The 255-nt window shown below is 52.5% G+C and carries 1 rRNA gene; it reads left to right on the top strand.

From position 1 onward, the window contains the following. Positions 1-255 (top strand): 23S ribosomal RNA (locus RVS70_RS23275); the annotation flags it as partial.

Here is a 255-nt window from a genome sequence, read left to right as displayed (position 1 = left end):
GCGAGTTACGATCGTATGCAAGGTTAAGTGGAAGACACGGAGCCGCAGCGAAAGCGAGTCTGAATAGGGCGACATAGTATGCGGTCGTAGACCCGAAACCGTGTGATCTACCCATGTCCAGGGTGAAAGTCAGGTAACACTGACTGGAGGCCCGAACCCACGTATGTTGAAAAATGCGGGGATGAGGTGTGGGTAGGGGTGAAATGCCAATCGAACACGGAGATAGCTGGTTCTCTCCGAAATAGCTTTAGGGCT

The sequence above is a fragment of the Virgibacillus sp. M23 genome (assembly GCF_034190895.1).
In the GTDB taxonomy this organism is placed as follows: domain Bacteria; phylum Bacillota; class Bacilli; order Bacillales; family Amphibacillaceae; genus Virgibacillus; species Virgibacillus salarius.
This window is presented reverse-complemented; position numbering and strand designations above follow the sequence as displayed.